We start from the raw sequence: 12,596 nt of genomic DNA, 5'->3' as shown, positions 1-12,596 counted from the left end.
TCCTGCCTTAGAGGTGGAAATCGCCCTGATAGAGTTTCATATCCAGCGAAATGACCATTTGCTGATAGCGAATCATCACGCGGGTAAATAGCATACCGACCAACATTGCCAGCGAGTGATAGCCGGTACGCAATGAGATATAACCAAATCGTAGAGACTGCACCTGTTGAATGGCGGCAGCCTCTTCAATCAAGATAAAGATAAAACGCCAGGTTAGTAAAATTTGCTCGGTTAACAAACGCGGCGCGTGGCATCGTTTAAGTATCTGAATAAGTTGCGGAAACGGCGTATTAAGCACAAACCAAAAAGTGGCCGCTAATGCCGCTAAACTGCGCCATAGGGTTTGATTAGCGGTGGCTAAACCGACGCTATCCAGCCCAAACCACCAATTGCCTATCTGCACGCCCCACCACAGGCTCTCCGGTTGACGGGAGAGGGACAGCACAATAGTCACCAACCCCACTAACAGGAAAGAAAGCGGTATCGCCAGCCAGCGCAAATAGCGGCGCGGCCCCACCCGCAGTAGATAGCACGTCAGCCCGGCGATAAATACCAATAACAGCGCCTGATACATCGGCGGGCTAAGCATCGCCAACAGCAGGAAAACCCCATATAGCACCAGCTTGCCCATCGGGTCGGCCTGCCGCCAGCGGCTTTGATAACTGAGTTTATCAATCCCCAGCATGCTCACCGCGTTTCCCCCGGTAATAGCCTAAAATATAGAAAATCACCGCCGCCCCAATGGAACCTTGCAAGGTGAACAGCAGACTTTCTATTTCGCCACTGGCCGGTTCATACAGCGGTGTAAACCATGGCTGATAATGAGGGGCAGTGACCTGGATCAGAGCTTCAGCTTCGCCGTCTGAACCGCCGAACTCGCCGCCGTGATCAATAAAGAACGGCAATATGACCAGCGCGATAACCATCGCCAGCAGAATAAGTGTCTTTTTCATGTTAGTGACTCCCCGCGTGGATTAACTGCCGTTTGGTTAATTGGTCGTAAATCATCACCGTCAGCAAACCTTCAGCAATAGCAATCGGAATCTGGGTAATGCAGAACACCCCCATAAATTTGATAATCGAACCACTGATACCAAATTGCGGATCGGGAAACGCCAAACCAAGTTGTACCGAGGTGACAAAATAGGTGGTTAAATCCGCCAGCATGGCACAGAGGAACACCCCGACATCGCGGCGCAACCCCGCTTTGCAGGCCAGTTTCCAGACTAAATAACCCACTACCGGCCCAATCACCGCCATTGACATGCCGTTAGCGCCCAACGTGGTCAAGCCGCCGTGCGCCAGTAATAACGCCTGGAACAGCAGCACAATCGCCCCCAGCACCGCCACCACCACCGGCCCAAACAGGATAACCGCCAGCCCGACACCGGTCGGATGTGAACAACTGCCGGTCACTGACGGGATTTTCAGCGCCGATAGCACGAAAATAAACGCACCGCACAGTGCCAGCAGCACTTTTTGATTGCTGTCTTCAGAGACAATCTGCTTTAAGCGCACCAACCCCATAAACAAGCACGGCAGGAACAGCACCCACCAGGCCAGCGCCCACATCGGTGGTAAAAAGCCTTCCATAATGTGCATCGCAAAAACATCATTCGGGGCAATCGTTAGCAGGATTGCCATAGCAACCCCACTATATGAAAGTTTCTTTAACTGTCTTTCCATTTCCATGAGTGACTCCAATAACGTTGAGCATCTAAATAAAACTGGCTAACCGATTGTTTTTAAATAACTCGTTGCTGCTTATTGACTAAAATAGTCGAGAAATAGGGCAATGGTTGGTCAGCGGCAATGTTCTCCAACTGACGCCAGCACACCTCCCCCGGCAATGAGGCTTCTGACATCAATAGCGCGTGGGGGAACAGATTGAGTCGGCCCAATAGCGCCTGAATTCGCGCAAAGCGGCCATAGACTTTCATCAGCACCACACAGTCGTGATCGCGCAGTGCGCGTTCCAGTTCGGCTTCCGGCGCAGTGCAGGACATAATCGCCAGCGATTGTTGCTCCATCGCCAATGGCAATGCGGCACGCGCGGCAATGGCGGCAAAGGAAGTGACTCCGGGGACAATTTCCAACCAATCTGGCCGACCAATGCGTTCGAGCAAAAACACCCAAGTGCTGAATAACATGGCATCGCCGAGAGTGATAAATCCCACCTGACGCCCCTTGGCGACTTCTGCTTGTAACTGTTGCGCAACCTCATCCCAGACGGCCTGTTTTTCGCTGTCATCAGCACTCATAGGGAAGTGGCAGGTGCGGATTTCGGTGTTGGGTGATAAATATTCGCGCACAATTGACAGCGCCAGGCTGTCGCCGCCTTTGCGCCCCGCGGGGGCATACAGCACATCGAGTTTGGCTATCAGCCGCGCTGCCCGCACGGTGATTAAGTCACTGGCGCCGGGGCCGACGCCCAAGGCATAAAGTCTGCCGCTCATTACGCTGCCTCCTGCTGTTTTTGCTGTAAGGCGAGGCTCAAATGCCCGACAAACATCTGGCGAATCAAGGGGTTTTCTCCCAATCCTTGCAGCCATGATTGCGCACTGATACCGGCGGCTTCCAGTTGTGAGCGCCATGAGTCCGGCTCGTCAGAGGCCATGTCATTGATGGCGTGATCACCGGCCACCAGCATCAATGGCATCAAATGCACTTTGCGCACGCCCTGCTGCTGTAAGCAGCTAATGATGTGGTCGATTTCCGGATAGCTTTCGACCGCGCCGACCATGGCCGGGAAGTTCAGCGAAGCCATCAAATGGTCAAGGCAAGCATAAGCGGAGAAAGCATAGTGGCTGGCCCCGTGGCCCATAAAGACCACGCGCTCATCGGCTGCCAATGGGGGCATTTGTGCTTGCAGTGCCACCAGTAATTGCTGGTAATCGGCAAAGCTGCTCAACAGCGGCGTACCTAAGACCAAATGATGGAAACTGTCATTGAAACTGCGCACTTCAGTGGCAATTTTTTCGTATTCATCGCCATTAATCACATGCAGTGATTGGATGGCGACATCTTGATAACCCTGTTCAGCCAGCTGCTTCAGCGCTTCTCGCGGGTTATTGATCAATAAGCCATCGCGTTTGCGCAGCTTGCGAATGATCATTTCTGAGGTAAAGGCGCGGAACAGATCGCGATCGCGGTAAGCCGCCGCCAATTGTTGTTCGCAAGCATCAATATTCTTTTGCCGGGTGTGTTCATAACTGGTGCCGAAACTGATCACCAACAGTGCTTTTTTCATTTTATTGTCCTCGTTGTTCTTGCCCGTGGGTCAGATTGCTGCCAGTGCATCAGATGTTGGCTAAATTCATCCAATGAAGTCACTTGCTGTCCCAGACTGTCCAACACCACGGCGGCCGGGCGGCGCACCACAATGCAGGGAATATTCAGTGCCAAACAGGGCGCGACTTTTTCTTGATAGCCGCCTTGTGCGCCGGATTCTTTGGTGATGACCACATCTGGCTGGCAGAACTGATACAGCGCGTGATTGAATTGCGCACTAAATGGCCCGCGCAGCGCAATGATATGGTCGACCCCCAGCCCCAGCGCCTCACATTGACTCAGCACCTTCGCCGTTGGCAGTACCCGCGCGAATAGGGTTTTACCGGCCAATCCCTGTTGATACTCCGCCAACTGCTTACTGCCGGTGGTCAATAACACTCGCGGCCCCAAGCCTTGCGCCACCGCACAAGCTGCTGCGGCACTCTCCACTTTGTAAAGCAGCGGATGATTGAGCACTTCAATTTCACTTGGGCGCTGATAACGTGTCAGTAGCACTTTGGATTGCTGGCACGCGGCAACCACATTGTCACTGAGCAAATCGGCATAAGGATGAGAAGCATCAATCACCCACTGCACTTGCCGATTGATAAGAAAATCGGCCATTGCCACCACATCCATCCGCCCGACCACGACCTCGCCGCCAATATCCCCCGCCAGCTGTTTACCGGCATCGGTGGCGACCGACAAGCTGTAGCGCTCGCCAGCCCGGTCCAGCAATTGGCAAATCAGCCGGGCGTCACTGGTGCCACCGAAAATATGAATTGGTGGAGGGTCATAAGTCATAGTGAATCGTCCGTCATAATGAATATCTCTTTATAATGAATAGCCCCGAGGGGTGATCATCAGCCCGTTACGGCAATAAGTGGCCTGATTGCCGACAATCACCAAACTGGTCATGTCTACCGGTTCAAAATCCATTTCACCCAAGGTGGTGAGCCATTTCTCCTGTTTTTTGCGCCCCGCCGCCTTCACTACACCGACGGGTGTTGCGGCTTTCTTCCACGGCTGCATCAGCTCAAACGCCCGTGATAAATGCCCTTCGCGGCCACGGCTGCGCGGGTTATAGAAGCAGATAACAAAATCGGCCTGCGCCGCCGCGATAATGCGTTTTTCAATCACTGCCCACGGGGTCATCAAATCACTCAGGCTGATATGACAAAAGTCATGCATCAGCGGTGCGCCGAGTAAAGAGGCGGCCGCAATACTGGCGGTAATACCGGCCACCAACCGCACTTCCAGTTCAAGCTGTTGCTGGGTGACCAGTTCCAACACCAGCCCAGCCATGCCGTAAATACCGGCATCGCCACTGCTGATCAGCGCCACGTTATGACCGGCCATGGCCAAGTCAATCGCCGCCTGACAGCGCTCAATCTCTTTACACATGCCGGTTTTGATCACTTGCTTATCCAGGGTCATGGATTTCACCAGATGGGTATAGGTTTTGTAGCCGACGATAATTTCCGCCTCGCGAATAGCGGCGATAGCGTCTTGCGTCATCATCGATTCACTGCCCGGCCCGATGCCAATTACGGTTAACATTAATGCGATACTCCCAGAGTGATGGTGACTCCCTGCTGGCGCAGAGTATTGCCAACCAATTTACCGTCGCTCATCAGCCAGGCGACCGGTTGTGAAACGCTGCCGACCCCCACCGTTTGGCGGACAAAATCAGAAGCGGGAAAACGTTGCTCGTGGCGGCTTAATTCGCCGACGCTGAAAAGTTCGAATGGCACCCGCCAGCATTGGGCCAACTGGTGCAGCGCCGGTTCGTCTTTTTTGATGGTGACACTGCCAATCGCTCGCAACGCCATGATATCAAAATGATTTTCAGCCATTTGCTGTTGCAGTAACTCCACCAAGGTTTGCAGCGAGGTCGCGCGGCGGCAACCAATGCCCGCCACCACCCGGCGCGGCACCAGTTTGTACACCGGTAAGGCGGCGAGTTGTTCGGCGGGCAGTGGCAGAGTGTCGCGCAGCGTGATGCACACTAATGCGTCCAGTGCGGGCAATTGATCCAAACAATCAACCGGCACAAACCCCCGCGTGTCGCAGCGCTCCCGCTCCGCTAACAGCGGCGCATCCCACCACAGCCCGACTTTCTGGCCGCTAACCAACATTTGATTGACCACTTTGACTGCATGGCGGAAATCTTGCATTTCGCCGTCCAGTTGGGTGGCCAGTGTGTCCAGCGCCGCCATCTCATTCACATCGGTGGCGGTGGTTATCACCGGATCAGCCCCCAAAATACCCGCCAGATAGCGGGTTAAGGTATTCGCCCCGCCCACATGGCCCGACAGCAAGCTGACGACGTGTTGCCCGCGTTCATCAATCACCACCACCGCAGGATCGGTCATTTTGTCATTCACCAGCGGCGCGATAACCCGCACTGTCAGGCCAATTGCCCCCACCACCACCAGCGCCGAATACTGTTTAAATGCTTCACGCAGGGTGTCGCCAAAACTGCCGTTGAAAGGCAAAAAACCCGGTTCCAGCAGTTTGTCACTGGTAAAACAGGTCAGCGGCAAGTGGGTTTGCAAGCGCCGCGCCAGTCGCACTCCGCCGGGGGTCAGGCAAAATACCGCGATGGATTCAGGCTTGACGATATTCATGGCTAAACCCCGCGTCATAGAGTTTGGAATAGTGATATTCATCGCCGAGGAATGCCCCCACCAAAATCAGCGCCGTTTTATGAATGGCCGCCGCACGCACTAACTCGGCGATATCCGCCAGCGTGCCGCGTACCGTGCGGCTTTCAGCCCATGTGGCTTTGTACACCACCGCGACCGGCGTATTGGCGGGATAGCCACCAGCAATTAAGCGCTCGGCAACGCGGTCCATTTCCTGTACCGACAAGAAGATCGCCATTGAAGTTTGGTGCGCGGCGAAAGCTTCCAATTGCTCCAATGGCGGCATCGGAGTGCGTCCCTCAATACGGGTGATAATCAAGCTCTGCGCCACTTCCGGCACGGTGTATTCCACTCCCAGTTGCGCCGCAGCCCCCAGGAAGGCACTCACCCCCGGCACCGAAACAAAGCCAATGCCGTGTTCACTCAACACTTCTCCCTGCTCACGAATCGAGCCATACAAAGAGAGGTCGCCGGTTTGCAACCGCACTACCAGCTTGCCGGCGCGCACGCCATCCACCATCAGCGTAATGATTTGTTCCAGATTCAAGCCCGCGCTGTCATGACATTCAGCTTCGGCAGAGCAATATTCCAATAGCTCGGTATTGATAAGCGACCCGGCATAAATGACCACCTGCGCCTGTTGCAGCAAGCGGTAGCCTTTTAGCGTAATCAGCTCTTTGTCACCCGGCCCGGCCCCAACAAACCAGACTTTTTGCGTATCCCATGTTGGTTTAATCGCTGCTGATACAGCATTAGGATGCTCAGACATTGCTCGCCTCCTTGTGGCAGGAAATAAGATAAGTAGGATTATTCGGTTTAAAATAGTGCCCGCTGCCCAGAGGGGTCAGAGTGGAGAGTTGCAATTGCACACAATCCAACTCACTGACGGCGCAGGTCTGTAAGTGGTTTAAAGCCTCATTGAGGTTATTGAGCAAAATAAAGGTCAGCACCAGGCGGCCATCGGGATTGAGCATCATCAGCGCCCAGTCGATAAGGTCAGTTAAATGGCCGCCGCTGCCGCCAATAAAAATGGCGTCGGCTTTATCCGGCAGAGCAAGGGGGGCGACACCGGCGAGGATGTTCACATTGCCGCACCCCAAGCGCTGGCGGTTTTCATCAATCAATTCAAGGGCCGTAGGGTTGCACTCAATGGCGGTTACCTGTAAATGAGGGAAGCGCAGCGCCGCCTCCAACGCCACACTGCCGGTGCCCGCGCCAACATCAATCAGGTGAGTGGCACCCGATAACGCCAGCCGTTCCAGCGCCAATACCCGCACCGCTTCTTTGGTCATCGGGACTTTTTGCCCACGAATAAACAGCTCATCTTTCATTGAGGATCACCACCACATTCATGTCATAGCGGGCTGCCACCTGCTCTGCGGGCAGGCGGTGGATGCGTTCGTTAGATTGCGAAAGATTTTCACCAATAATAAAAGTGCGAAACAGGCCGCGTTGCTGTAGCGCATCTGCAATGGCCCGTGGGCCGATAATGCCGTCGGTCACCATCGCCACTTTGTCGTGCTGGAAGATCCAGTCAAAATCAGGCTCGCGACCATGGCTGCTGGTGAGGAAAAGGTCATTCATGTCCAGCGCCACTTTGGCGCACAGATATTGAATCGCGCTGATACCGGGGACGATATGCAACTCCTCGGTACTGAAGTTTGCCGCCAGTAATTTGCCGATGCCGTACAGCAGAGGATCGCCCGAGGCCAACACCACAATGGCGCGATTTTTATTGCTATCCAGCCACTCTAGTAGCCCCAATAAGTCCGCATCCAACAAACGAGACTCTTTGATATCACAACAAAATGTCGCCAGATGGCGTTTGCCGCCCACCAACACCTCGGCGCACTCAATAGCCCGCCGCGCCGTTGGCGTCAGATAGTCAGTATCACCGGGGCCAATACCTACTACTGTAATCATCGGAATGCCTCCGCAATCTCATCCAGTGCTCGGTTGCTACCTAACACCTGATTATCGAAAGAGAATAAAATGGCATCACACTGGGGCGGGTTAACCGAGAAGCGCATCATCTCCGCGATGCGCTCGCAGATGCGCTGCGCGATACGCGCATACACCCCTTGCCAGCCCTGCTCGGCAATTAACTCCATCGCCGCCTCGGTGGTATCACATTGATTAACTTCAAGAAGCAATGAATGTGGTGCGCCCATTAATGCTAAGTTCGCCACCAACGTCTCCATGCGCCCATCGGCAATGTGGCTGTGAGTATGGAAGATACCGGCGGCCACTTTGACTAATTTGCCGGGATGCCCGACCAACAGCACATGGCGGAACCCCAGCCGCACCGTTTCTTGCAGCATGTAGCCGACAAAATTACTCATGGTGACCACCCGCTGGCTCTCCAGCCCCAAATGGTCGCGAACAAAGCGCTCGCCGTGATTACCCGGCACTAAAATCACGCGATCCTCACCGGCGGCCCGCTTCATCTCCAGTTCCAGCGCTAAAGAGCGTTTCCAGCTCTCTTCCGACATTGGCGTGACAATGCCAGTGGTGCCAATGATGGAAATTCCACCCCAGATCCCCAGCCGCCCGTTGTAGGTTTTTTTCGCCCGTTCAACCCCTTCCGGCGCGAAAATTTCTATCTCGGCTCCGCGTAACGGGCCAATAACCTCGCGCACGGCAGCTTCAATTGTCTGGCGCGGCGTGCGATTAATTGCGCTACTGCCGATGGGTAAACCAATACCTTTACGAGTGACGGTTCCGATCCCCTCGCCGCCCCGCAAAGTGATTTCAGTCTGTTCAGTGAGAGTCACGCGAGCAAAAATCAACATGCCGTGGGTGGCATCGACATCATCGCCGCCATCTTTGCGGACAGCCGCCGTGGCTTGCTGGCCCTCAATAAGTGGCAGCTCGACATTCAGACACAAGGTGACGCCAGAGGGGGTGACAATCGAAATCTGGTCAATCACTTGCTGGCGCAGCACCATCAGCGCCGCCACTTTGGCCGCAGCTGTAGCACAGGAGCCGGTGGTATAGCCTTTGCGGTATTGCTTGCCGTTATGCCAAATACTCTCTAATTGCTGGTTTTGCAGTGCCGCTCCGTCATTCGCAATAACGTCACTCATAATGCCCCTCGCAACTGCGTCCTTTGTAATTGATAGAGGATGGCGTTGATAATCGCCGCTGCCACATTGCTACCTCCTTTGCGCCCCAGTGCGGCAATACAGGGCAAGCCGCTTTCCACCAGCGCATCTTTGGATTCCGCCGCGCCAACAAACCCCACCGGCACCCCAATGACCGCCACCGGGATCACTTGGCGCTCTAACAAACGGAATAACGCGGTCGGCGCATTGCCGAACACAAATAGCTTTTCGCCCGGCTCCGCCAGCGCCACATCCACCGCCGCCATCGAGCGGGTAATGCCCTGCACAGGCGCAGTTTCCACCACGCGCGGGTCACTGATATAGCAGCGGCACTCGCATCCCATCTGCTTGAGCAGCGTTTTGTTAATGCCCGACATCGCCATGGTAGTGTCGGTGTATAGCGTGCATCCTCGGCGGATGCCCTCAGCAATGTGAGCCAACACATCGGGGGAGAAATGCAGAATATCGAGCCAGTCAAAATCGGCGGTAGTATGGATAACCCGCTTGACAACCGCTTGGTGCATTTCGCTGGCAAAGCAATAATCTGGCCGTTCAGTGGCAATAATATCGCCAATAATGACAAAACTATTTTGTTCGATTTCCTGCGGATTTTTTATATAGTTCATCGGGTTATCCTTATCAAATCCCGACCAGCAACAAGCGGATCAGGGCGAACAATAACAGGGCCAATAACGACGCCATCATCATCAAATGGATGCTGCGCGGAATGTCACTTAGTGCCACTTCGCGCCGCTCATCGCCAATCCACGGCTTCTCGACTCGTTCACCAAAGTAATCATTCGGGCCGCCCAGACGGATACCAAGTGCACCGGCGACGGTAGCTTCTGACCAAGCGCAATTGGGGCTGGAATGCTGGTAGCGATCACGCCAGCCAATACGTAGCGCCTGGCGGTAATCGGCCTGAATCAGCCAGGCAGCAGCACTCAGCAGTACCCAGCTCAAGCGCGCGGGCAGCCAATTAGCTAAATCATCCATTCGCGCAGACATATAACCGATTGCCCTATATTTCGGCGTTTTATATCCCACCATCGAATCAAGGGTATTGACCGCTTTGTAGGCCATTGCCAGCGGTGGGCCGCCCAGCATCAGGAAGAACAACGGCGCAATAACACCATCGACACTGTTCTCAGCCACAGTTTCCACCACCGCACGGGTCATTTGCGGTTTCCCCAATTGCGAAGTATCGCGCCCGACAATCCATGACAACTTTTCACGACTTTGCGCCAGGGAGCCATGCTGTAGCGCATCGAAAACCAACAGCGCCGCATCACTCAAGCAACGCCCGGCCAGCAAGGTGTAAATCATCCACACTTGCGCCAGCCAACCAAGCCACGGGTTAATTTCTGTCATCAGCCATAAAAAGCCCCAACTAACCAGCCAGGTGATGCCGACCACCAACACCCACAACAGGGCACCGCCCCATTTCAGCGCCCGCTCACTACGACACACCGCGCGAACCGCCTGTTGCAGCACCGTAATCAAATTGCCAATCCAACGTACCGGATGCGGCCAATGCGGTGGGTCGCCAAGCCAATGGTCCAATAAGAAAGCCACAAACCACGCGCTCAGGGTCATAGCACACTCCGGGCGGCAGTCAGCCAGCCATTCAGTAAACCGGGGCGCTGGGCGAAATGAATATGCAGATAACTGGCCTGAGTGCGCTGTACCTGATAGCCACTGCGCCACTGCTGGATAACCGCACCATCACGCCATTTGCTGCTATCAAAAACCGGTGTCAGCGGGCTGGTAAAATCGGAGTAATGGAACTCATGACCGCGCAGAGTTTCACCAAACGCGGCTAATAACGTGTCACTGCGGGCCTGTGCCTGACAGTAGCCAAAACGGGTCAGGCGTTTCCCCATGCGGCTTTCACCGGGCAAAATCCCCACCATGGCATGGCGCTGTCCACTGTCATCGGTGAGACCGTCGCCTAAATACATCAAGCCACCACATTCGGCATACAGGGGGATTTGCTGGCGGTGGGCTTGCTGTAACGCGGCGTGCATGGCGGTATTTTCTGCCAGCGCTGTAGCGTAGATTTCCGGATAACCGCCGCCCAGATAAATCATCTGGCAAGCAGGCAAACTGCGGTCATGCAGCGGACTAAAGCGCTGGATACGCACTCCCGCCTGCTCCAGTAAATCAAGGTTATCGGGGTAATAAAAATTGAAAGCTTCGTCTTCGGCTAAGGCCAGTGTCAGCCCGTCGGCCAAAGCTTGCGGCGGTAACGCGGGAGGGGTGCCAACCGGAAGTTGGGAGCAACAAGTCAGAGCGAGCAATCTGTCCAGATCAATAAATTCTTCAACCTGCTGGGCCAGCCGTTGCCAGTGCGGCGAGTTATCGGGCTGCCTGGCGACAACTCCGCCCCGCTCCTGTGCTGGGATCAGCCCCAAATGGCGTGATGGCAAGGCCACATCATCCATAACCGGCAAGCGGCCCAAAACCGGAATGCCACAATAATGTTCAATAGCATGGCGAATAAGTTGATAGTGATTATCTGAGTTAACGCGATTAACAATCACCCCGGCAATGGTGAGGTCGGGATCAAATTGACTAAAGCCCAGCACCGTTGCCGCCACCGAGGTAGATACCGCTTTGCCATCCACCAGCAAGATAACCGGGCAGCCCAGTTGCTTGGCCATCGCCGCACTGCTGCAATAATCGGGGTCAGTGCCATAGCCGTCATACAGCCCCATGACACCTTCAATCACCGCCACATCGGCATGGCGCATATGCTGGTTATACAGGCCATTGAGGGTGGCAGGCGGCAACATAAAAGCATCGAGGTTACGCGAGGTCACGCCACTGACGGCGGTATGCCAGCCAGTATCCAGATAATCCGGCCCGACCTTGAACGGCTGCACCGACAATCCACGCGCCATCAGCGCCCGCAAAATACCCAAAGTTACGGTGGTTTTACCGCACCCGCTGCCGGTTCCTGCGATGATAAATGCTTGTTTACCTGAGCATTGCATAAAAAATCCCGCCATTTCAAGCGGGATATGCAGTGTCAAAAAGGTGCATCTACGCAACGTCACCGCTGCGCGCATCTGATGACAACCCGCTTCCCACCGAAGGAGTTGAAACTCTTTTACTGATTTGGCTGGTCTTCTGGCTTAGCGTCACCCTCCCCCGCTACCTTCCCAATCCGGTGGATCAGTGGTTTCAGCGGGTTCGTCAGCATCACAGCAGCGGGGGCTGCGGGGGATTTTCACCCCCTTCCCAATCATGTCTTGAGTACAAGTACACGACATAACCATTTCAGTAACTACAATTATCTAATTACAGTAGATTCTGTTATTTAATTTCTTATTTCGTTATCTAATTTATCTCTTTATTTACACTGTTATAACAGAGTGTTTATTCATTATTAGTCTGATAGAATTTCTTAAAATTAATATACCCTTTTCTGTTCATAAAAAATGGTGAATTTCATTTTTTGATAGGGATTTTTTTGCATCACCACAACAATTTATTGTCGAGATTGCGAGTGATTTATAATTAAAAACAGTGACTTATATAACTTTAAGTTCATTTTATTTATAGCAAATTA

General features: G+C 54.0%; 15 protein-coding genes and 1 riboswitch. All 15 genes read right to left on the bottom strand.

What is annotated here, in order from left to right; all coding sequences use genetic code 11:
* Positions 1-7: 7 nt before the first annotated feature.
* The 15 genes from DX162_RS13715 to DX162_RS13645 are packed head-to-tail and all read right to left on the bottom strand — an operon-like array spanning position 8 to position 12,018.
* Entirely contained in the window at positions 8-685 is a 678-nt protein-coding gene (locus DX162_RS13715) for an energy-coupling factor ABC transporter transmembrane protein (RefSeq protein WP_032819045.1), read from the bottom strand.
* Positions 672-953 carry an energy-coupling factor ABC transporter substrate-binding protein gene (locus DX162_RS13710; RefSeq protein ID WP_004388839.1) on the bottom strand — a complete coding sequence of 94 codons (282 nt, stop codon included), beginning with the start codon at positions 951-953 and terminating at the stop codon, positions 672-674. The genes DX162_RS13715 and DX162_RS13710 overlap by 14 nt, the downstream gene beginning before the upstream one ends.
* 1 nt (position 954) lies before the next feature.
* Complete coding sequence (gene cbiM, locus DX162_RS13705) at positions 955-1,692, bottom strand: cobalt ECF transporter S component CbiM (protein WP_004388838.1); 738 nt, start codon at positions 1,690-1,692, stop codon at positions 955-957.
* Between the two features lie 53 nt (positions 1,693-1,745).
* Positions 1,746-2,456, bottom strand: coding sequence for a cobalt-factor II C(20)-methyltransferase (locus tag DX162_RS13700; protein WP_032819043.1), 711 nt, complete (start codon positions 2,454-2,456; stop codon positions 1,746-1,748).
* The gene (gene cbiK / locus DX162_RS13695; protein WP_032819041.1) at positions 2,456-3,250 is read right to left on the bottom strand and encodes a sirohydrochlorin cobaltochelatase; all 795 of its coding nucleotides are present in this window, start codon (positions 3,248-3,250) and stop codon (positions 2,456-2,458) included. Before cbiK ends, DX162_RS13700 begins: the two co-directional genes overlap by 1 nt.
* A complete protein-coding gene (locus DX162_RS13690; RefSeq protein WP_004388836.1) occupies positions 3,247-4,074 on the bottom strand; it encodes a cobalt-precorrin-6A reductase in 828 nt (275 codons plus the stop codon). Before DX162_RS13690 ends, cbiK begins: the two co-directional genes overlap by 4 nt.
* A gap of 30 nt (positions 4,075-4,104) precedes the next feature.
* Positions 4,105-4,830, bottom strand: a complete 726-nt coding sequence (locus DX162_RS13685) for a precorrin-3B C(17)-methyltransferase (RefSeq protein ID WP_032819039.1) — start codon at positions 4,828-4,830, stop codon at positions 4,105-4,107.
* A complete protein-coding gene (cbiG, locus tag DX162_RS13680) occupies positions 4,830-5,900 on the bottom strand; it encodes a cobalt-precorrin 5A hydrolase (protein WP_032819038.1) in 1,071 nt (356 codons plus the stop codon). The genes DX162_RS13685 and cbiG overlap by 1 nt, the downstream gene beginning before the upstream one ends.
* On the bottom strand, positions 5,881-6,687 hold the full coding sequence (locus tag DX162_RS13675) for a cobalt-precorrin-4 methyltransferase (protein ID WP_032819035.1): 807 nt from the start codon (positions 6,685-6,687) through the stop codon (positions 5,881-5,883). The genes cbiG and DX162_RS13675 overlap by 20 nt, the downstream gene beginning before the upstream one ends.
* Entirely contained in the window at positions 6,680-7,249 is a 570-nt protein-coding gene (locus DX162_RS13670) for a decarboxylating cobalt-precorrin-6B (C(15))-methyltransferase (protein WP_032819034.1), read from the bottom strand. The genes DX162_RS13675 and DX162_RS13670 overlap by 8 nt, the downstream gene beginning before the upstream one ends.
* Positions 7,239-7,841 (bottom strand): cobalt-precorrin-7 (C(5))-methyltransferase, encoded by a 603-nt coding sequence (locus DX162_RS13665; RefSeq protein WP_032819033.1) that lies wholly within the window; start codon positions 7,839-7,841, stop codon positions 7,239-7,241. Before DX162_RS13665 ends, DX162_RS13670 begins: the two co-directional genes overlap by 11 nt.
* Positions 7,838-9,004: a cobalt-precorrin-5B (C(1))-methyltransferase CbiD gene (gene cbiD, locus DX162_RS13660; RefSeq protein ID WP_032819031.1), complete on the bottom strand. Its 1,167-nt coding sequence runs from the start codon at positions 9,002-9,004 to the stop codon at positions 7,838-7,840. The genes DX162_RS13665 and cbiD overlap by 4 nt, the downstream gene beginning before the upstream one ends.
* Positions 9,001-9,648 carry a cobalt-precorrin-8 methylmutase gene (locus DX162_RS13655; RefSeq protein ID WP_004388830.1) on the bottom strand — a complete coding sequence of 216 codons (648 nt, stop codon included), beginning with the start codon at positions 9,646-9,648 and terminating at the stop codon, positions 9,001-9,003. The genes cbiD and DX162_RS13655 overlap by 4 nt, the downstream gene beginning before the upstream one ends.
* Before the next feature lie 13 nt (positions 9,649-9,661).
* Positions 9,662-10,618 carry an adenosylcobinamide-phosphate synthase CbiB gene (gene cbiB, locus DX162_RS13650; protein ID WP_032819029.1) on the bottom strand — a complete coding sequence of 319 codons (957 nt, stop codon included), beginning with the start codon at positions 10,616-10,618 and terminating at the stop codon, positions 9,662-9,664.
* A complete protein-coding gene (locus DX162_RS13645; protein WP_032819102.1) occupies positions 10,615-12,018 on the bottom strand; it encodes a cobyrinic acid a,c-diamide synthase CobB in 1,404 nt (467 codons plus the stop codon). The genes cbiB and DX162_RS13645 overlap by 4 nt, the downstream gene beginning before the upstream one ends.
* A 109-nt stretch (positions 12,019-12,127) precedes the next feature.
* Positions 12,128-12,319, bottom strand: a riboswitch (cobalamin riboswitch).
* Between the last annotated feature and the right edge of the window lie 277 nt (positions 12,320-12,596).

The sequence above is a fragment of the Yersinia kristensenii genome, assembly GCF_900460525.1.
GTDB classification, from domain to species: domain Bacteria; phylum Pseudomonadota; class Gammaproteobacteria; order Enterobacterales; family Enterobacteriaceae; genus Yersinia; species Yersinia kristensenii.
Note: the sequence above shows the minus strand (reverse complement) of the source record. Positions and strands in the feature narration are given on the sequence as shown.

Coding starts and splice junctions, on each gene's coding strand:
- DX162_RS13715 (WP_032819045.1), bottom strand. CDS start 685: ATGCTGGGGATTGATAAACTCAGTTATCAAAGCCGCTGGCGGCAGGCC.
- DX162_RS13710 (WP_004388839.1), bottom strand. CDS start 953: ATGAAAAAGACACTTATTCTGCTGGCGATGGTTATCGCGCTGGTCATA.
- cbiM (WP_004388838.1), bottom strand. CDS start 1,692: ATGGAAATGGAAAGACAGTTAAAGAAACTTTCATATAGTGGGGTTGCT.
- DX162_RS13700 (WP_032819043.1), bottom strand. CDS start 2,456: ATGAGCGGCAGACTTTATGCCTTGGGCGTCGGCCCCGGCGCCAGTGAC.
- cbiK (WP_032819041.1), bottom strand. CDS start 3,250: ATGAAAAAAGCACTGTTGGTGATCAGTTTCGGCACCAGTTATGAACAC.
- DX162_RS13690 (WP_004388836.1), bottom strand. CDS start 4,074: ATGACTTATGACCCTCCACCAATTCATATTTTCGGTGGCACCAGTGAC.
- DX162_RS13685 (WP_032819039.1), bottom strand. CDS start 4,830: ATGTTAACCGTAATTGGCATCGGGCCGGGCAGTGAATCGATGATGACG.
- cbiG (WP_032819038.1), bottom strand. CDS start 5,900: ATGAATATCGTCAAGCCTGAATCCATCGCGGTATTTTGCCTGACCCCC.
- DX162_RS13675 (WP_032819035.1), bottom strand. CDS start 6,687: ATGTCTGAGCATCCTAATGCTGTATCAGCAGCGATTAAACCAACATGG.
- DX162_RS13670 (WP_032819034.1), bottom strand. CDS start 7,249: ATGAAAGATGAGCTGTTTATTCGTGGGCAAAAAGTCCCGATGACCAAA.
- DX162_RS13665 (WP_032819033.1), bottom strand. CDS start 7,841: ATGATTACAGTAGTAGGTATTGGCCCCGGTGATACTGACTATCTGACG.
- cbiD (WP_032819031.1), bottom strand. CDS start 9,004: ATGAGTGACGTTATTGCGAATGACGGAGCGGCACTGCAAAACCAGCAA.
- DX162_RS13655 (WP_004388830.1), bottom strand. CDS start 9,648: ATGAACTATATAAAAAATCCGCAGGAAATCGAACAAAATAGTTTTGTC.
- cbiB (WP_032819029.1), bottom strand. CDS start 10,618: ATGACCCTGAGCGCGTGGTTTGTGGCTTTCTTATTGGACCATTGGCTT.
- DX162_RS13645 (WP_032819102.1), bottom strand. CDS start 12,018: ATGCAATGCTCAGGTAAACAAGCATTTATCATCGCAGGAACCGGCAGC.